We start from the raw sequence: 16,134 nt of genomic DNA on the forward strand, positions 1-16,134 counted from the left end.
CCGCTCAGGCACTCCGCGAGCCAACCGCCCCCGGCCAGCAGCGTGTACGTGTAGGCACCGCGCCGCTCGGCCAGCACGGTGCCCATCGCCTGGATCTGCGCACCGGTGGGCAGCAGGGGGGAGGCGGCGGTGTCCTGGCCGGGGTTCCGGTCCTTGCACGCCTGCCCGGCAGCGGGCACGTCGGCCACCGCCAGCGCCGCGGGCACCGCCGTCCAGGACGCGAACGCCGCCTGCGGCGAGCCTCCCGGCACCCCGGGCAGCACCACGGCACCGAGCGCCACCGCGGCGCCGAGAGCGAGGCCGGTGGTACCGGCGGCGATCCAGCGCCGCGGGCGCCACCCCCGCCTGCCGCGCGCGGGACGCACCGAAGCGTCGCGGTGCAGCGCGTTCTCGCCCGCGGGGGCGACGCCGACCTCACCCGCACCGCGGGGGTGGGCCAGTGCCAGCGCCAGCAACCGCTCGTGCGCCCGGTGCACCTGCTCGGGCGAGGGCTGCTCGGGCGAGGGCTGCTCAGCCCGTGCCGCTGCGGTGCGCCCAGCGGGGTGCTGCCCGGCGTCCTGAGCAGGGTGCTGGGCGAGCAGCGGGTCCAGCGCCTCGAGCACCTCGTGCCGGGGCGCCCGGGGGCGGGACCGGGGGCGCGGGCTCATCGCAGCTCCTCCTGGGCATCGGGCACGGCGCCGGGCACGGCCCCGGGACCGCAGACGGCCCCAGCCCGCCGGGCACGGCGGGCAGTCCCGGCGGGGGGCTCGAGGGTCGTGGGCTCCCTGGCGGCAGGTGGATCCGGTGGAGCGGGTGGTGCGGTCGCGGCGCGCGGGTCCTCGGCACGGGCAGCGCCGCTCAGCGCGGCCAGGCGGCGGCGGGCGCGGTGCACGCGCACGTGGGCCGCCGCCACGCTGCAGCCCAGCACCTGCGCCGGCTCCGGCGTGCTCAACCCGTCCCAGGACAGCGCGAGCAGGATCTCCCGGTCCGCCCCGCTCAGCTGCAGCAGTGCGGCCGCGGCAGCGGCCTGCTCGATGCGCACCTCCGCGCCCTGGCCCTGCCCGCCGTGGTGAGCGCCGTCGTGCGCGACGGCGCTCACCACCCGCTGCAGGTGCTGCACGACGTGGTCGCGGTGCGCACGGCTGCGCAGGTGCTCAGCCACGACGTCGGCGGCGGTGCGGTACAACCAGCCCGGCCCGCGCTGGCCGGACAGCGGCCAGTGCTGCCAGGCGCGCAGGAAGACCTCGGAGGTGACCTCCTCGGCCTCCACGTGGCCCACGCGCCGGGCGGCGAAGGCGCGCACGAGGTGGTGCTGGCGCGCGAACAGCGCCGCGAAGGCCTGCGCGTCCTGCGCGTCCTGCGCGTTCTCCACCGGGTCGACTCCCACACCTGTCCATGACCGGATCCCCCACACTCTTGCAGGCCGATCTCCCCGATCCCCCGTCCGCTCCAGCACCACCCCTCCGGCACCTCGCTGCCCACCGCCTCGGCGGGCTCTGCTGCCGGGTCGGTGCACGCCCACGCTCGCCGACGACCTCGCACGCGGGCGAGCACCCGTTCCCGCGGTCGCTGACGATCCGTCCCGGTCCGGTGTCCTGAGCGGGGGGCCAGGTGGTGCGAGCGATCCGGGGTTTCGTCGTTCCCGAGGTCTGCGCTGAGCCGCTGCAGGTCCGTCACCGACGTCGCCGACGAGCGCGGCGAGCGGACCCCCGCCGAGGAGCGCGACGAGCGCTACCACGTGCCCGTGCGGGTGCGCGCGGCCGACGGGGAGCTGTGGACGCTGGACGTGTCGCTGTTCCTGCACGACGAGCACGCCCACGTCGCCGAGCAGCACGAGCGCTGGCGCGAGGAGCTCAGCGACGCCGATCGCGCCGCCGTGCTGCGCCTGAAGGAGCAGTGGCACCAGCGGGCGGACCACCCCGGCGGGTGGGCCGTGTGCCGTGCGGTGCTGGAGGGGGGCGCCCGCTCGCGGCAGCAGGCCGAGCAGTGGCTGACGGGTTCGGGGTGAGCGTCCGCACCGGGGCACCGGCCCGCCCACCGCCCTGGCGCACCCGCAGGCGTGAGGAGCGGCGGGAGGACCACCGGACGGAGCGGACCGGGCGGACCCGGCAGAGGGGGAGGAACCGTCGTGACGATCGAGGGCCCAGGGCTGCCCGAGCGCAGCCGCACCGTTCAGCAGCACCTGAGCGGAGCCGGCGTGGACGCGCGCGTGCGCGGACTGCCCGACTCGGCCCGCACCGCCGCCCGGGCCGCACCGCCGCCCGGGCCGCAGCGGCGCTGGGGTGCGAGGTCGGGGCCATCGCCAGCAGCCTGGTCCTCCTCGCCGACGGCGAGCCGCTGCTGGTGATGACCAGCGGGCGCCACCGCGTCGACACCGCCGTCCTGGCCGCGGGCACGCCGCACACGGTGGTGCCCCTGGCCTTCACCGACCTGCTCGTCCTGACGGGGGGGGGCACGACCGTGCGTGTCGCGCGCGAGTGACGGCGCCTCGACCGGAGGGCGGACGCGGGAGGCACCGATCGGTGGACCCGCGCGCCCGCTCTGCCCCAGCACACTCAGGGGGTGGCCACCACCGGCGTCGGCACCTCCCCGCTCGCGACCTCCACCCCGCTGGCCCGGCGCAGCCCGGCTCCCGACGTGGCGCGCGGCGCGATGCTGCTGCTCATCGCGGTGGCCAACGCCCCGTTCTACCTCTGGGCCGCCTCACCGGGCGTGTTCGGCTCGCACCCGCGCGATGCGGGCGTCGCCGACCGCATCGCGCAGAGCGTCGCGCTGGTCTTCGTGGACGGCCGCACCTACCCGATGTTCGCCTTCCTGTTCGGCTACGGGATCGTGCAGCTGTACCGCCGCCAGCACGCGGCCGGCGTCCCGCACGCCGAAGCGCGGCGCCTGCTGCGCCGCCGGCACTGGTGGATGGTCGTCTTCGGCGCCGTGCACGCGACGCTGCTGTGGTTCGGCGACGTGATCGGCGCCTACGGCCTGGCCGGGCTCGTCCTGACCGCGTTGTTCATCGACCGCCGCGAGAGGACCGTCAAGGTCTGGATCGGCGTCCTCACCGGCGTGCTGCTGCTCGCGACCCTGCTGAACGTCGCGCTGGCCGTCCTCACCGCCGTGGCCGCTCCCGGCAGCGCCGACGCCGGCGCCTTCGCGGTGCCCAGACCGGCGGCGATCGAGAACCCCCTGCTCGCCGCGGTGGCCCGGCTGGGGTTCTGGCTGGTGCTGTTCCCGACGCAGGGCCTGCTGGCGCTGGTGACACCGATCGCGATCCTGGTGGCGTTCCTCGCCGCACGGCGCCAGGTGCTGGAACACCCGGCGCAGCACCTGCCCCTGCTGCGCCGGACCGCCGCGGTCGGCATCGCCGTCGGTTGGAGCGCCGGCCTGCTCATCGCCCTGCAGAACCTCGGGGCGCTGGGCATCGACCGCTCCCTCGACTTCGGCTTCCTGCTGGTGCAGCTGGTGAGCGGACTGGCCTGCGGCATCGGCTACGCCGCGCTCTTCGGCGTCCTGGCCGCCCGCTGGGGCGATCGGCGCGGACGGGTGGCCACCGCCCTGCAGGCCGTGGGTCGCCGGTCGATGACCTGCTACCTGGCCCAGTCGGTGGTGTTCGCCCCGCTCATGAGCGCCTGGGGGCTGGGTCTGGGTCGGCACCTGTCGAGCTGGTCGATCGCGCTGATCGCGCTCGCCATCTGGGCGGCCACCGTGCTCCTCGCGCTCGCCCTGGAGCGGGCCGGGCGCCGGGGGCCGGCCGAGACCCTGCTGCGCCGGCTGTCCTACCCCCGGCCGGCGGTCCTCGACGTGCGCTGACCGGGGCGGTCGATGCGCACCAGCGGGCTGCCGGCGATCCAGTCGTCGGCCGCGCCGACGACGCCCTGCACGCCGCCGCGGTCCTCCGTGCCGCAGCTCGTCGCCGGCCCGGTGGAACCAGGTCTCGACCCTGTGCGCGCGCCCGGAGCGGGCGCCGGTCGTCGTCAGGTCGGTGGTGCGGGCTGGACCTCAGGCATCGACCGTCTCCACCGCCGGCAGCGCCGGGCCCAGCAGCAGGCCCCCGTCGACCACGAGCTCGGCGCCGGTGACGAAGCTCGCCTCGCGCGAGGTGAGCCACAGCAGCACGTCGGTGACCTCTCGCGGCCGGCCCAGGCGTGGAACGGCGAAGGCGTCGGGCGAGTAGGCGTCGGCCATCGCGAGGTCGGACCCGGGCACCGGGTCGTGGATGAACGGCGTGGAGACGACGCCCGGGTGCACCGAGTTGACCCGGATGCCGTCACGTCCCAGTTCCAGCGCGGCGGTCCGGGTCAGCCCGCGGACGGCCCACTTGGAGGCGGTGTACGGCGCGAAGCACGCGGTGCCGGTGTTGGCCATCGTCGAGACGATGTTGACGATGGACCCGCCGCCCGCGCGGCGCAGCGACGGGGTCACCGCGCGGATCCCCAGGAAGGGGCCGGTGGTGTTGACGGCGAACGCGCGCGACCAGGCCGCCGGGTCGGTGTGCTCGATCGGCGCGGGCGGCGTCTGCAGGCCGGCGTTGTTGACCAGCACGGTGATCGGCCCGAACGTCTCCTCGGTGGCCGCGACCGCCCGCGCCCAGTGCTCGGCGTCGCTGACGTCGAGGTGGACGAACCTGGCCCGCTCGCCGAGTTCGCCGGCCAGGGCCCGCCCGGCGTCGTCGCGGCGTCCGGCGATCACGACGCGAGCGCCTTCGGCGTGGTAGCCGCGGGCGTGGGACGAGCCCATCCCGCCGGTGGCTCCGGTGATCAGGACGACGTCCTGGCTGAAGCGCATGTCCACTGTCGATCCTCCCGTGAGGTGAGTCGAGTGACTCACCTCATGCAGGGTGACGGATCCGGTGGGGCGAGTCAAGCGACTCACCATCCGGTACCGTCGACGCGTGCCGGGTACGTCCTCGTTCCACCAGCGGATCGCCGCCGACAAGCGGGCCGCGGTCCTCGCCGCCGCCACGACGCTCTTCGGGGCTCAGGGGTTCGCCCGGACCTCCCTGGCGCAGGTCGCGGCCGCGGCGCAGGTGTCGAGGGCCACCCTGTTCAAGCAGTTCCCCACCAAGGACGACCTGTTCGACGCGATCGTCGACGAGGTGTGGACGCCCCGGGTGCGGCTGGGCGCGCGACCGGACCCCACCGACCCGGAGACCGGGCTCCGGGCGCTGGGCACCGTGTACGCCGACCTGGTGGGCCAGCCGAGCATGGCCGGGCTCTTCCGCCTGGTCATCGCCCAGGCGCCGTCGTCCCCCGAACTCGGGCGCCGGCAGTTCGACCTCGGCAAGGTGCCGTTCTTCGAAGAGGTGCGCGGCTACTTCCGAGCCGCCGCGGACGCCGGTTCGCTGACCGTCCAGGACCCGACGACGGCGGCGACCCAGATGCTCGGCATGATCTCCAACTTCGTGCTGTGGCCCAGGATGTTCCTGGTCGACTGGGACCCGGGGAGCGCCGCGGTCGCCCACGCCGTGGAGGAAGCCGTGCTGACCACGCTCGCCCGCTACGGCGACCGGTAGCCGGTACCGGGCCCCGGCACCCAGGGGCCACCGCCTCCACCAGCCCGGCGAGGAGGCGACGCGAAGGCGTCGGCCTGGCCGGGGCGGACGTCGCCGCTCACGCGCGCTCGACGGCGGCGGCCAGGCGAGCCAGGGAGGCCTGCAGCCGCTCGGCCGTCGTCGCTCGGGCGCGGGGCAGGCGCGTCTCGTCGTCCAGCCGGGTCCAGTCGCAGGTGTGGACGACGCGGGTCCGCGCCGGGTCGACGGGCTCGAGCTCCCACACCCACAGCTGACCGGGTGGTTCCCGGCCCGGCTCGGCGGGTTCCCAGGCGATGCGCCGGCCTTCCTCGAAGGCGACCACGTGGTTCTCCCGGGTGGCACCCGTGGTCAGCGTCGTCGTGAAGACGTCTCCGACGGCCCGGACGCGCTGGCCGCCGGCGGCCCGGGCCAGGTTGTCGTTGCCGTCCCACAGCGGCTGCCGCGCCGGGTCGGCGGCGAAGCCCTGCTCCCCAGCCGGTGGCGGCGCGCTCACGTGCAGCACACCGGGACGGTGCTGCGCCAGGTCCCGCCCCGGCGGCGCGCTGGGGATGAGCCGGGCCAGCCCTTCGCGCTGGTCGGCCACACCGACGCCCGCGGCCGTGGGCACGCCCTGCCCCCGCGGACGTCCCGGCCGGCCACCGGTGAGGACCGGTGTCCAGTGCGCGGCGAGCCGGGCCTCGACGAGCCGACGTTGCGCGCGGGCGTCCGAGCGGGCGGGTGCCGGCGCAGCGCGCACCCGTCGCCGGGCCCGGGAGGCGAGCTGCCTGGCCGCGTCGGGGCTGCGCTGCAGCGCTTCGGCGATCTCCTCGAAGGAGAGGGCGAAGACGCCGTGCAGCACGAGGGCGAGCCGCTCGGCCGGGCTGAGCGTCTCCAGGACCACGAGCGGGGCGAGGCCCACCTGCTCGCCGCGGGCGGCTTCCGCCTCGGGGTCCCCCCGCCTCCCCGGCGGGTTCAGCGCGCCACGCCCGCACCTGCCAGGACCGCTCGCGGGCACGTCGCGGGGCGCGCAGCTCGTCCTGACCGGTCACGTCACACCCCTTCCCCCGCCGCCGTCGGGAGGTCGACGGGGGAAGGCCGCCGTTCGTGACGCGGGAGGATCCGGACCATGGGTGGACCCGTCCTGGTGACCGGCGGAACCGGCACCACCGGGAGCCAGGTCGTCCCGCTGCTGCGCGCCGCCGGCCGTGACGTTCGCACGCTGAGCCGGCACCCGTCCCGACCCGGGCGGGCTCGCTGGCGCCGCGGCGGCGCGGTGAGCGGGACCGGCCGGGTCGGGCGGTGCAGCGCCCGGTCGCCCCACCGGCGTCCCCGGCGGCAGGCCGCTGCTCTGGTCAGCCGCGCCCGCTGGTGCTTGGCTGCCCCCACTGCCCGGGCACCCGCCCCCGGCAGGCGCGTCGAGGGTGGAGGACAGGCACATGGACATCGGACCGTTGCTGGTGCGCTCGGTGGTCGGGGGGCTGTTCATCGGGCACGGCGCGCAGAAGCTCTTCGGCTGGTTCGGCGGCCCCGGCCGCGCCGGCACCGAGGCCATGATGGACGCCCTGCAGCTGCGCCCGGCCAAGGTGCAGGCCCTGGTGGCCGGGCTCGGCGAAGCCGGCGGCGGCGCCTTGCTGCTGACCGGGCTGGCCACGCCGCTGGCCGCGTCCACGCTGACGGCGTCCATGGTCACGGCCATCCGGAAGGTGCACCTGCCCAACGGCGTGTGGGTCTCCAACGGCGGCTGGGAGTACAACGCCGTCCTGATCGCGGCGGTGCTCGGCGTGGCCGAGACCGGCCCGGGAGCGTGGTCGCTGGACCGCCTGCTGGGCACCGAGCGCCGCGGTCCGCTGTGGGCGCTGGCCGCCGGCGCCGGCGGTGCCGCGGCCGCCGCCATCGCGATGGCCGCAGGAGCGCGCGCCGCCGGCGCCGCGGCCTCCGCCGAGCGCACCGACGGCGAGGCGGTGGACGCCGCGCGGGGCGACACCGGCGGTGACCCCACCACCAGCGGCGCCTGAGCGGCACCGGGCGGACCGGCGCGGGGATCGGTGGTGATGCCGGCCACGAAGCTGCGGTCCAGCTCGACCTCGTCGAAGTCGCGCCGGCGCAGCTGCTCCAGCGAGGACCACCCGGTGCCGAAGTCGTCGATGCTCAGCCAGACGCCCATCTGCGCCAGGTGCTGCAGCGTCAGGCGGCTGTCGGCGGACTCGCTCATCGCGACCGTCTCGGTGATCTCCACCGTGAGCGCGGCCGGCGGCAGGTCGTGCTCGGCGAGCAGCGCCTCCACCCGGCGCGCCAGCTCGGTGGCGTGCAGGTTGGTGGCCGAGAGGTTCACCGCGATGCGCACGCGCCGCCCCGCCCGCCACCAGCCGGCCGTGCACGCCAGCGCCTCCCGCAGCACCCAGGTGCCCAGCGCGGGCATCAGCCCGTGCTGCTCGGCCAGCGGCAGGCCAGGCGGGCGGTGAGCGCCCCGTGCGGCGCCCCGGCGCGCAAGCGGGCTGCGGGCTGGCGCAGCAGGTCGTCGCCGGCGCCGTGCCCCGGGGAGCCCTTGACCGCCTCGAAGGGTCCACGTCCAGCAGGGCCTGGGCCAGGACGTGCCCGGCGCCCCGCCGCGCGGCCAGCTCGGCCGGCAGCGCGCGGCGGTTGGCCAGCCCGGTGAGCTCACCGGTCAGGGCCGCCTGGCGGTAGCCGGCCAGCTCGACCAGCTCGCGCTGGCCCACCACCAGGCGCACCAGGGCGCAGGCCAGGGCCAGCACGCACAGCAGGGCCGAGGTCGGCGTCAGCGAGGTCAACGCCCCGGCGAACAGCAGCTGCAGCAGCGCGCTCGCCGGCGGCGCGGGGAGGGTCGGGCGGTGCTCCCTGGATGCTCGCCCAGGTCCTCTCGGCGCTCACCCGCAGCGGCTGGTCACCGATCGGGGGGAGCAGCTGCCCCAGCCTTCCAGCGGGGTGCCGTGCACGGCGAGGGGTGCACCAGCGCACGGGTGGAGCCGGGCCGCGGAAAACGCGTGGACCAGGCGGCGGGGTGCTCGGCACGCTGCCGGTCGTGGGACGAGCGCAGCGGCTGCCCCCGGCCGCCACCCGCGACGCCGCCCGCGCCGTCGCGGGCGACGAACCGGCGCTGCGCCCCGGCGTGGACGCCCTCTGCGCGGTCCTCGGGCTGGACGCCGAGCGGGTGCGGCGGCTGCCCAACGGCTCGCTGCCCGTCTACGCCGACGAGCACCTGGTGCTCAAGCTCTTCCCGCCCCCGCACGCCGCGGCCGCCCACGTCGAAGCCGGTGTGCTGCGGGCCGTGGCCGGCGAGCTGCCCGTGCCCACCCCGGCGGTGCGCGCCGAGGGCCTCCACGACGGCTGGCGCTACGTGCTCATGGACCGCCTGCCCGGGGTGGACCTGTCCTCGGTGTGGGCGCAGCTGGGACGCCGGCAGCGCCGCCGGCTGGCCGCCCAGGCCGGTGCCCTGTGCGCAGCGCTGCACCGCACCACCCCACCACCCCTGCAGGACTGGTGGCCGCGGGACTGGCCGGCGTTCGTGGCCGCGCAGCGGGCCGGCGCGCACCGGCGCCACCACCGCTGGGGACTGGCGCAGCCGTGGCTGGGCCTGGTCGAGGACTTCCTCGACCGGACGACCCTGCCCACCGAGCCGCAGGTGCTGCTGCACACCGAGGTCATGCCCGCCAACCTGCTCGCCGTGCCCGACGCGAGCGGGCGCTGGTCCCTGTCCGGGCTGTGCGACTTCGAACCGGCCGTGCGCGGCAGCTGCGAGTACGACCTCGTCGCCATCGCCGTCTTCATGGCCGCGGGCGACCCCACCGTGCTGCGGGAGGCGCTGATCGCCCACGGCTACGACGCCGCGCAGCTGGACGAGGACCTCAGCCGCCGCCTGCTGGCCTGGACCCTGCTGCACCGCTTCGGCGACGCCGCCGCGTTCTTCGACCTGCTGCCGGCACCGCCCACGCCCACCATGCCCGCGCTGGCCCGGAGCTGGTTCGGCCTCACGCCCTCCCGCCGGGCCGGCTGACCGCCCCCGGGCACCCCGGTGCACGAGCGCGACGGCACGAGCGCAGCGTGGTGGGCCCGGGGGATCAGCGCGCGGGGCGCGGGGCGAGGAAGCGTCCCAGGACCACGGTCGCCAGGCCGGCCACCACGGTCGCCACCAGGCCGGTGCGCACGCTCGTGCTGTCGGCGATGAAGCCGATGACCGGCGGGCTGAGCAGGAACCCCACGCGCATCGCCCAGTTCACCAGGGACAGCCCCAGACCGTGGGGCAGCCCGGGCAGCTCGTCGGCGGCGTGGAAGGCCGCCGGGATCAGGGTGGCCACGCCCGCACCGGCCAGCGCGAAACCCAGCAGGGTCGAGGGCACCGAGGGCCACGCCAGCGCCAGCGCCATGCCCGCAGCGGTCACGGCGCCGCCGGCACGAGCGACGCGGCGCTGCCCGTACCTGTCGACGACGCGGTCGCCGGTCAAGCGCGCGACGGTCATGGCCACCATGAGCGCCAGGTACCCGCTGCCCGCGACCCCGGCGCTCGTCGAGAGCTCGTCACGCAGGTAGATGGCGCTCCAGGACGAGCCGGCGTCCTCCACGACGCTGCCGCAGGCGGCGATCAGCCCCAGGGCGAGGAGCACCACGACCACCCTGCTGCGGCCGGTGGACGCGCCCGAGGGCTCGCCGTGCTCGCCGTGCTCGTGGTCCTCGCCGGGCTCGCCGGGCTCGCCGCTGGGGCGCTGCGCCGCGGGCCGGTCGGGACCGGGCAGCATCCAGCGCTGCAGCAGCAGGGCCACCACGACGAAGAGCGCAGCGCTCAACCACACCTGGCTCACCAGCGGCACCGCCAGCGCGGCGGCCGCGGAGCCCCACCCGGCTCCGGCGGCCGCGCCCACGCTCCACAGGCCGTGGAAGGAGTTCAAGATGGAGCGCCCGTAGGCGCGCTGCACCCGCAGGCCGTGGGCGTTCTGCGCCACGTCCACCAGGGCGTCGACGATGCCGGCGCAGAAGAAGGCCACCGCCAGCAGGGGCCAGGACGGGGCCGAGACGGCAGCGCACAGCGCCAGCGCCAGCAGCACCAGGCCGGAGCAGGCGGTGGACGCCGAGCCGAACCTGCGCAGCAGCACCGAGGACAGCGGAGCGGCCAGGAAGCTGCCCAGCGGCAGAGCGGCGATGGCGATGCCCAGCGTGGCGTTGCCGATGCCCAGGCCGTCGCGCAGCTCCGGCAGGCGCGGCACGAGACTGGCGTAGAAGACGGCGTTGAGGAAGAAGCACCCCGCCACGGCGATGCGCGCTCGCCTCGCAGCAGCAGGAGGGGAAGAAGGTGGGGCGTTCACGGGCGAGGGCGTGCTGGCAGGCATGGTGGTGGGGGCTCTCGGTCGCAGGGTCGCCGGCCAGGTTACGGGAGCCGTCTCGAGCTCACGGGCACCGCGCGGCGATCCTGTGGCGCACCCGCTCCGCGGCCCGCCAGCATGAGCCGGTGCCCCCCTCCCCCGGCGCCGAGCTCGCCCGCCGCTACCACCACGACGTCGTGGCACCCCTGCTGCGCGCCGCGCTGCCCGCCCTGCCCCACGCCGCCGCCCGCCTGGGCAGCGGCTCGGACGTCCTGGGCCTGGACGACACCACCTCCACCGACCACGACTTCGGGCTGCGCCTGACCCTGCTCGTCGACCCCGAGCAGGTGGGCGAGGTGGACGCGCTGCTGGAACGCGAACTGCCCCGGGACTTCGCCGGGCACCCGGTGCGCTTCGCCACCACCTGGGACCCGCACGTGCGCCACCGCGTGGAGGTCGCCACCGTGGAGGAGTTCGCCGCCTCGCGCCTGGGCCTGGACGTCACCCGCCACTGGGAACCGGAGGACTGGCTGGCGCTGAGCGGCCAAGCGGTGCTCGAGGTCCTCGCCGGCCCCGTCTTCACCGACACCGACCACCGCCTGGGCGCCCTGCGCGAGCGGCTGCGCTGGTACCCGCACGACCTGTGGCGGCACCTGGTGGCCTGCTGCTGGCGCCAGCTGGGCCAGGAGCTGCCGTTCGTGGGGCGCACCGGCCAGCGCGGGGACGACCTGGGCTCGCGGGTGATCACCGCGCGCCTGGTCGAGGTGGCGGTGCACCTGGGCTTCCTGCTGGACCGGACCTGGCCGCCCTACCCCAAGTGGCGCGGCACCCTCTTCGCCACCCTGCCCTCGGCGGTGGCGCTGCCCGCGCTGCAGGCCGCGCTGACCGCCGGCGACTGGCGGGCGCGTCAGGAGCACCTGTGCGCGGCGCTGGAGGTGCTGCTGCGCCACCAGGGCGACGTGGGGCTGCCCGCGGCCGGGCCGGCCAGCGAACCCTTCCACGCCCGCCCCTTCCGCAGCGTCCCCCAGGCCGTCCTCGACGCGCTGACCGCCGCCATCACCGACGAGCGGGTGCGCGCCCTGCCCGCCGGCATCGGCTCGATCGAGCAGTGGACTGCCAACGTCGACGTCCTCGTCCACGGCCGGCGCCGCCACCGCGCCGCGCGCGCCGTGCAGCGCTGACGCACTCGGAGCCCTTGGTACCCGCAGTGCCCACGGCGTCGGGACGCACGCCTCGGTACCCCACCGAGAGCACCCCGCCGAGGGGCTGGCCCGAGCACCACCGGCGCGCCCGGCTCTACGCTCACCGGCATGCCTGTCGATGTCGACGACGTGCGGCGCACGGCGCTTTCCCTGCCCGCCACCAGTGAACGCCTGTCCTGGGGCACTCCCGCCTTCTTCGTGCACGACAAGCTCATCGCCCGCGTGCACGAACGGCTCGCCACCTTGGTGGTTGCCGTGGCCGACCTCACCGAGGAGGAGGAGCTGCTCGCCGCCGATCCACGGGTGTACTCCACCACCGCCCACCACGACGCCAAGCCGTACGTGCTGGTCGACCTGCGCGCCGTGGAGCACGACGAGCTGCTGGAGCTGCTCACCGACGCCTGGCGCGGTCGTCACGAGCGCTCACCGCCCGGTCCCCGGGGACCCGCTGACGGCACGGCCCAGGGGGCGGGGCCCAGGTCCCGGCGCCCGGGCGACCCCCGCGCGCTGCCAGGCAGGGCGGAAGGGCGGGTGCGTCTCCCACAACCGGTCCCAGTCGCCGGGCCAACCCCAGCGGCCCCCGCTGAACCGGCTCAGCCGGAACACCAGCGGGCGCCGGTCGCACCAGGTTCCGGCCAGGACGTCGAGGGTCGCGGCGACGACCTGCGCCCGCCCGGCCGCGGACGTCGCCGACCGCCTTGCTGCTCGCACGAGCAACAGCTGCGCCGCGCGCCGAGGAGGCCAGGGCTGCGGGCCGGGTCCAGCGGTGATCGCTGGACCCGGTTGCTCGAGGTCCGGCTGCTCAGGCGGCGCAGTCGTTGCAGATCAACTGACCACCGGTGCTGCTGGCGTGGTGCAGCTGGCTGCGGTGCTTGACGAGGAAGCAGCTGGCGCAGGTGAACTCGTCCTGCTGGCGCGGCAGGACCTGCACCGACAGCTCCTCACCGGACAGGTCCGCCCCGGGCAGCTCGAAGCCCTCAGCGGCCTCGGCCTCGTCCTCGTCGACGCTGGAGGACGAGCTCCTCTCCGTGCGGCGGGTCTTCAGCTCCTCGATCGACTCCTCGCCCAGGTCCTCGGCGGTCTTGCGCGGCGCGTCGTAGTCGGTCGCCATCAGCACGTCCCCTCCCCGCACCCACCGTGCACCCCTCCCGTGGAGGTGCCGTCCCGCGGCTGCGGCGCCGTGCTCAACCACGCGCGAGCCCGCTTCATGCCCGGTCCGGTCGTGCGCGGTGCCCGCACGTGCCGGCGGCGGCGACCAGGGCGGCCCACGCCCGGCCGGCGCCGAGCAGGTGGCTGGCGGAGCGGGCCACCGACTGCACCACCGGGCCCTCGTCCAGCCCGCCCGAGGCGCTCCGGGTGTTCAGCGCGACGCGACTCGTCCTCGGCGCAGCACCCGCCAGCCCAGACGCGCCAGCGCCACCAGCAGCGACAGCTCCGCCAGCACCCACAGGGCTCGAACCACGGGACCGTGCGTGAATCCCGCACCGCCCTCCCCTCCCGGCCATCATCACCCCCTCGCGCGAGCGCTGCAGCGCCGCGACGTCGCGCTCGGCGGTCCGGCACCCACCTGCCACCCGGTGGCCGGGCGGGCCGGCGTGACCGCGTCCGGTCCGGTCCTCGCCCAGCACGTGCAGCCCGCCGGCGCGGTGCACGTCCAGGACGGTGGCGAGAACAGCGACGGGCGCGGACACCCGTTCGCCCCACTGGTCGCGCCGGTGCCGCACGACCCGGCCAGACCGCCCCCGGGAGCCGCCGTGACGATGACGTCGCGTTTCGAGGTCTTCCCCGCCGACCTGGGCCGGATGGTCGACTTCCACACGCGCGTCATGGGTTTCGAGCTCGTGCGCGATGAGCGCGGCACCCCCTCGCCCTACGTGGCCCTCGGCCGCGGGCAGGTCCACGCGGGAGCCGCCCAGCGGCCACCGGTGGCCGAGCCGAGGTGCGCCGCCCGCCCACGGGCGTCGAGCTGACGCTGGAGGCCGACCGGTGAGGCGCCCGCCGAGCCGTGGACGGTGAGGCACCGCCGGCGGCAGGTTCGACCGCCGCCTGCTCCGACGAGGGACGGGCTACCGGCGGGCCGACCCGTGAGCGGTGGGGACGATGAACCCCAGCGCGGGCCCGGCCACCTCGAGCAGCTCCTCACGACCGGCTCCCAGCTCGGCGCGGGCCGAGAGCCCCTGCCGCAGGGTCTGCACCAGGCCGGCCAGCGCGGCCGGCACCCTTCCGGTCCCCTCCCCGACGGGTACGGCCCGGCCACCGAGCTCGCGGACCTCGCGGCGGTCCTGCGCACCTTCACCGACGTGCGCGCGGTGTTCGGGTGGAGCTACGGCGGCCGGAGCTGCGGCGCGCCCACGAGGCCGGCGACCTGGACGCCGTCGTCAGCACCGCCCTCGGCCAGGTCGCCGGCACGAGCCCCGAGGTGACCGCTCAGCTGCGAGCCGACGAGGCGAGCTGGTCCGGACTGCGGCGCCTGGGCGCCCCGGCCCACGCCGAGACCCTGGCGCACCTGGAGGCACCCCGGCAGCTGGCCTCCCTGGTGAACCAGCTGCCGAGCCGCCTCGCCCGACCCTCCCCGGACCGGCCCGCCCGCGCCCCGGGCCGCAGCCGCTCGCCCTCGAGACGGGCCCGCCCGGTGACCGCAGCGACACGCGCGGCCGGGCGCGACGAGCTCACCGACCGCACCACCGCAGCGTGGACGGCGCGAGTCCTGGAGCGGTCGAGGCGGCACCGTGCAGCTGAGCCGAACGCCTGGCCGTCGATAGGGTCGGACCGATGGCTACCGACGGCACGGACGGCGACCTGCTGGCCGTCAGCGACCTGCACGTGGGGTACGAGGAGAACCGCGTGCTCGTCGAACGTCTGCGACCGCGCTCAGAGGCCGACTGGCTGATCGTCGCCGGCGACGTCGGCGACGTGCTGGAGGACGTCGAGTGGGCGCTGACGGTCTTGAGCCGCCGCTTCGCCCGTGTCCTCTGGGTGCCGGGCAACCACGAGCTGTGGACGCTGAAGCGCGACCCGCGCCCGTTGCGAGGGGTCGAGCGCTACGAGCACCTCGTCGAGCTCTGCCGCGGGCTGGGTGTCCTGACCCCCGAGGACCCCTACCCGGTGTGGACCGGCGCGCAGGGCAGCGTGCGCATCGCACCGCTGTTCACGCTCTACGACTACTCCTTCCTGACCCCCGGCACGTCGACCCGCGCCGAGTCCCTGGCGGCTGCCCGCGCCGCCGGTGTCGTGTGCAGCGACGAGTTCCTGCTGCACCCCGATCCCCACCCCACCCGCGAGGCGTGGTGCCGGGCGCGGGTGGACACGAGCGAACAGCGGCTCGCGGCGGTGGCCGGGGAGCTGCCGCTGGTGCTGGTCAACCACTGGCCGCTGGTGCGCGAGCCGACCCGGGTCATGAGGCACCAGCAGTTCGCGCAGTGGTGCGGCACCGAGCGGACGGCCGACTGGCACACCCGCTTCGGCGCCGTCCTCTCCGTCTACGGCCACCTGCACATCCCTCGCACGACCACCCACGACGGTGTGCGTTTCGAGGAGGTGTCGATCGGCTACCCGCGGGAGTGGAAGCACCGGGGACTGCGCGAGGACGTCGCCCGCGTCGTCCTGCCCGGTGCCCCACCGTGATCGCACGACCGTCCACCACCACCACGATCACCACCACCACCGACGACAGGGCGCCCGTGCGCTGGGCGAGGACGCGCGGCGCCGCACCGGGCCACGAGGAGGAGCACGGACCGTGACCGGACGAGGCGGAGGAGCCGGCCGCGCCGACCTGCTCAGCGCCCTGGTGCAGAGCGTGCTGGCCTGCCCGCCGGACACCGCCGCGGCGGTCGGCGCGCAGCTGACCACGCTGCTGCAGCTCGAGCGCCCCGAGTGGCGCGGGCGGCTGGAGGCGGTCCTGGAGCAGGTCGAGCAGCTCTCGGCCGGGCACGGCGCCCCGTTCCCGGCGCTGCCCGCCGACGAGCGCCTGGCCGTGCTCGACGCGCTGGAGCAGCTCGGCCGGGTCGGCCGGACGGGTGCCGGCGCGGTGGACGCCGGCGCTGAGTACCGCTGGGCGTGCGACCTGATCGGCGACGTGCACCTGGCCGCCCCGCAGGCGTGGGCGCCGATGGGCTGGCGCACGGGCCCGACCCCACCC

16 protein-coding genes and 6 pseudogenes are annotated in these 16,134 nt (G+C 76.3%); 13 read left to right on the top strand and 9 right to left on the bottom strand.

Features of this window, described 5'->3' with window-relative positions:
* Window positions 1-647 (bottom strand): annotated as a pseudogene (locus tag GTR00_RS03320) (hypothetical protein); the annotation flags it as partial.
* Window positions 644-1,366: an RNA polymerase sigma factor gene (locus GTR00_RS03325; protein ID WP_166610228.1), complete on the bottom strand. Its 723-nt coding sequence runs from the start codon at window positions 1,364-1,366 to the stop codon at window positions 644-646. The gene GTR00_RS03325 and the pseudogene GTR00_RS03320, both read right to left, overlap by 4 nt.
* A gap of 357 nt (window positions 1,367-1,723) precedes the next feature.
* Here GTR00_RS03325 and GTR00_RS25490 point away from each other — a divergent pair, with 357 nt between their 5' ends.
* The 4 genes and pseudogenes from GTR00_RS25490 to GTR00_RS03340 all read left to right on the top strand — a co-directional run bounded on the left by GTR00_RS25490 (window position 1,724) and on the right by GTR00_RS03340 (window position 3,783).
* Window positions 1,724-1,987, top strand: a complete 264-nt coding sequence (locus tag GTR00_RS25490; protein WP_166610229.1) for a hypothetical protein — start codon at window positions 1,724-1,726, stop codon at window positions 1,985-1,987.
* A pseudogene (locus GTR00_RS24735) lies at window positions 1,984-2,310 on the top strand (hypothetical protein); the annotation flags it as partial. The gene GTR00_RS25490 and the pseudogene GTR00_RS24735, both read left to right, overlap by 4 nt.
* A 15-nt stretch (window positions 2,311-2,325) precedes the next feature.
* Window positions 2,326-2,460 (top strand): hypothetical protein, encoded by a 135-nt coding sequence (locus GTR00_RS26180; protein ID WP_407659590.1) that lies wholly within the window; start codon window positions 2,326-2,328, stop codon window positions 2,458-2,460.
* Between the two features lie 81 nt (window positions 2,461-2,541).
* Window positions 2,542-3,783, top strand: a complete 1,242-nt coding sequence (locus tag GTR00_RS03340) for a DUF418 domain-containing protein (RefSeq protein ID WP_205704952.1) — start codon at window positions 2,542-2,544, stop codon at window positions 3,781-3,783.
* Window positions 3,784-3,972: 189 nt separating this feature from the next.
* Here the strand turns inward: GTR00_RS03340 and GTR00_RS03345 are convergent, their stop codons facing one another.
* The gene (locus GTR00_RS03345) at window positions 3,973-4,758 is read right to left on the bottom strand and encodes a glucose 1-dehydrogenase (protein WP_166610239.1); all 786 of its coding nucleotides are present in this window, start codon (window positions 4,756-4,758) and stop codon (window positions 3,973-3,975) included.
* 106 nt (window positions 4,759-4,864) lie between these two features.
* On the opposite strand from GTR00_RS03345, the gene GTR00_RS25495 reads away from it, so the two are divergent.
* On the top strand, window positions 4,865-5,485 hold the full coding sequence (locus GTR00_RS25495; RefSeq protein ID WP_205704954.1) for a TetR/AcrR family transcriptional regulator: 621 nt from the start codon (window positions 4,865-4,867) through the stop codon (window positions 5,483-5,485).
* A gap of 97 nt (window positions 5,486-5,582) precedes the next feature.
* Here the strand turns inward: GTR00_RS25495 and GTR00_RS26185 are convergent, their stop codons facing one another.
* Both GTR00_RS26185 and GTR00_RS26190 read right to left on the bottom strand, forming a co-directional pair.
* Window positions 5,583-6,005, bottom strand: coding sequence for an SRPBCC family protein (locus GTR00_RS26185; protein WP_166610241.1), 423 nt, complete (start codon window positions 6,003-6,005; stop codon window positions 5,583-5,585).
* 240 nt (window positions 6,006-6,245) lie between these two features.
* Window positions 6,246-6,497: pseudogene (locus GTR00_RS26190) on the bottom strand (sigma factor-like helix-turn-helix DNA-binding protein); the annotation flags it as partial.
* 111 nt (window positions 6,498-6,608) lie between these two features.
* On the opposite strand from GTR00_RS26190, the pseudogene GTR00_RS26195 reads away from it, so the two are divergent.
* Together GTR00_RS26195 and GTR00_RS03370 are read left to right on the top strand one after the other, a co-directional pair.
* Window positions 6,609-6,728 (top strand): annotated as a pseudogene (locus tag GTR00_RS26195) (NAD-dependent epimerase/dehydratase family protein); the annotation flags it as partial.
* Window positions 6,729-6,918: 190 nt separating this feature from the next.
* Window positions 6,919-7,497 (top strand): DoxX family protein, encoded by a 579-nt coding sequence (locus GTR00_RS03370; RefSeq protein WP_166610230.1) that lies wholly within the window; start codon window positions 6,919-6,921, stop codon window positions 7,495-7,497.
* 77 nt (window positions 7,498-7,574) lie between these two features.
* On the opposite strand, the pseudogene GTR00_RS26200 reads toward GTR00_RS03370, so the two are convergent.
* Window positions 7,575-7,901: pseudogene (locus GTR00_RS26200) on the bottom strand (EAL domain-containing protein); the annotation flags it as partial.
* Window positions 7,902-8,522: 621 nt separating this feature from the next.
* Here GTR00_RS26200 and GTR00_RS03380 point away from each other — a divergent pair.
* Complete coding sequence (locus GTR00_RS03380; protein WP_166610231.1) at window positions 8,523-9,494, top strand: phosphotransferase family protein; 972 nt, start codon at window positions 8,523-8,525, stop codon at window positions 9,492-9,494.
* Between the two features lie 64 nt (window positions 9,495-9,558).
* On the opposite strand, the gene GTR00_RS03385 is transcribed toward GTR00_RS03380, so the two are convergent.
* Complete coding sequence (locus GTR00_RS03385) at window positions 9,559-10,743, bottom strand: MFS transporter (RefSeq protein ID WP_323132180.1); 1,185 nt, start codon at window positions 10,741-10,743, stop codon at window positions 9,559-9,561.
* Between the two features lie 197 nt (window positions 10,744-10,940).
* Between GTR00_RS03385 and GTR00_RS25500 the strand changes: the two genes are divergently transcribed.
* A complete protein-coding gene (locus GTR00_RS25500; RefSeq protein WP_166610233.1) occupies window positions 10,941-11,975 on the top strand; it encodes a DUF4037 domain-containing protein in 1,035 nt (344 codons plus the stop codon).
* A gap of 129 nt (window positions 11,976-12,104) precedes the next feature.
* Window positions 12,105-12,872, top strand: coding sequence for an MmcQ/YjbR family DNA-binding protein (locus GTR00_RS26205; protein WP_205704955.1), 768 nt, complete (start codon window positions 12,105-12,107; stop codon window positions 12,870-12,872).
* Here the strand turns inward: GTR00_RS26205 and GTR00_RS03400 are convergent.
* A complete protein-coding gene (locus GTR00_RS03400; RefSeq protein ID WP_166610242.1) occupies window positions 12,799-13,107 on the bottom strand; it encodes a DUF4193 domain-containing protein in 309 nt (102 codons plus the stop codon). The genes GTR00_RS26205 and GTR00_RS03400 overlap by 74 nt on opposite strands.
* Window positions 13,108-13,756: 649 nt before the next feature.
* Between GTR00_RS03400 and GTR00_RS03405 the strand changes: the two genes are divergently transcribed.
* Entirely contained in the window at window positions 13,757-13,966 is a 210-nt protein-coding gene (locus GTR00_RS03405; protein ID WP_166610234.1) for a VOC family protein, read from the top strand.
* A gap of 96 nt (window positions 13,967-14,062) precedes the next feature.
* On the opposite strand, the gene GTR00_RS22825 is transcribed toward GTR00_RS03405, so the two are convergent.
* Window positions 14,063-14,215, bottom strand: a complete 153-nt coding sequence (locus GTR00_RS22825) for a hypothetical protein (RefSeq protein WP_205704956.1) — start codon at window positions 14,213-14,215, stop codon at window positions 14,063-14,065.
* A gap of 553 nt (window positions 14,216-14,768) precedes the next feature.
* On the opposite strand from GTR00_RS22825, the gene GTR00_RS03415 reads away from it, so the two are divergent.
* Both GTR00_RS03415 and GTR00_RS03420 read left to right on the top strand, forming a co-directional pair.
* Window positions 14,769-15,620 carry a metallophosphoesterase family protein gene (locus GTR00_RS03415; RefSeq protein ID WP_166610235.1) on the top strand — a complete coding sequence of 284 codons (852 nt, stop codon included), beginning with the start codon at window positions 14,769-14,771 and terminating at the stop codon, window positions 15,618-15,620.
* A 112-nt stretch (window positions 15,621-15,732) separates the two neighbouring features.
* Window positions 15,733-16,134: pseudogene (locus GTR00_RS03420) on the top strand (hypothetical protein); the annotation flags it as partial.

This window comes from Kineococcus indalonis, assembly GCF_009906395.1.
Lineage (GTDB): Bacteria > Actinomycetota > Actinomycetes > Actinomycetales > Kineococcaceae > Kineococcus > Kineococcus indalonis.

What these genes read in the sequence shown, in the direction of transcription:
- GTR00_RS26180 (WP_407659590.1), top strand. Translation starts at nt 2,326, where the DNA reads ATGACCAGCGGGCGCCACCGCGTCGACACCGCCGTCCTGGCCGCGGGC.
- GTR00_RS03345 (WP_166610239.1), bottom strand. Translation starts at nt 4,758, where the DNA reads ATGCGCTTCAGCCAGGACGTCGTCCTGATCACCGGAGCCACCGGCGGG.
- GTR00_RS03370 (WP_166610230.1), top strand. Translation starts at nt 6,919, where the DNA reads ATGGACATCGGACCGTTGCTGGTGCGCTCGGTGGTCGGGGGGCTGTTC.
- GTR00_RS26205 (WP_205704955.1), top strand. Translation starts at nt 12,105, where the DNA reads ATGCCTGTCGATGTCGACGACGTGCGGCGCACGGCGCTTTCCCTGCCC.
- GTR00_RS03400 (WP_166610242.1), bottom strand. Translation starts at nt 13,107, where the DNA reads ATGGCGACCGACTACGACGCGCCGCGCAAGACCGCCGAGGACCTGGGC.
- GTR00_RS03405 (WP_166610234.1), top strand. Translation starts at nt 13,757, where the DNA reads ATGACGTCGCGTTTCGAGGTCTTCCCCGCCGACCTGGGCCGGATGGTC.
- GTR00_RS03415 (WP_166610235.1), top strand. Translation starts at nt 14,769, where the DNA reads ATGGCTACCGACGGCACGGACGGCGACCTGCTGGCCGTCAGCGACCTG.